General features: G+C 65.3%; 1 protein-coding gene. It reads left to right on the top strand.

Annotation, left to right across the window (positions count from 1 at the left end; translation table 11 throughout):
- Positions 1-555 (top strand): transposase (locus MMB74_RS27320; RefSeq protein ID WP_277431713.1); only part of this gene is annotated, 555 nt, incomplete at its 5' end.
- Positions 556-743 lie beyond the last annotated feature (188 nt).

The raw sequence follows: 743 nt of genomic DNA, 5'->3' as shown, positions 1-743 counted from the left end.
GATGAGCTGCACCTCACACCGCTGGAACTGATCGACCGCATCGCCGCGCTGGTGCCACCGCCACGCACCCACCGGCACCGCTACTTTGGTGTGCTGGCACCAAACTCGCCGCTGAGAGCGGCGGTAACGGCGCTGGCTCAGCCTGCTGCGTCGCAACCAGCCACGGTGGAGACTGCACAACCTGGCGCGGGCGTACCTGGGGTGGCGGCGCCGGGCAACGCGGCCACACCCACACCCGAACCTGAAGCACGCCCGAAGCGAGCGGCGCATTACTTGTGGGCGGTGCTGATTGCCCGCATCTACGAGGCATTTCCGCTGCTGTGCCCCATGTGCGGTGGGCAGATGCGCATCATTGCCTTCATCACCCACAGCGCCGAAATCCGCCACATCCTGAACCACATCGGGGTGGAGTCTGCCCCCCCGCACATCACCCCGGCACGCGGGCCACCGCTGTGGGAGGGCTGCGACGCGCCGGTGGATGATGGTGCGCAAGGCGAGCCGGATTGGGATCTGGCAGCTCAACCCGACGAGGTAGACCAGCGCGTCAATTGGTGACCCAGTGAAGCGGCGGTATCCATCGCTGCGGGGAAGCAGCTGCGCGCGCGCCAGGCCCAAATGCATACTGCCTCCCAAGCTCTTGCCATTGAGCGGCAAGCGAGCGCTCAACCTTCCTTGGCCGAACGTGTTTCGAGGCCCAAAACTCGTGCCATACTTGGCCTCATGCGGTTGAATTTCCTATCCGT

Source organism: Trinickia sp. Y13 (assembly GCF_029522115.1).
GTDB lineage: Bacteria > Pseudomonadota > Gammaproteobacteria > Burkholderiales > Burkholderiaceae > Trinickia.
Note: the sequence above shows the minus strand (reverse complement) of the source record. Positions and strands in the feature narration are given on the sequence as shown.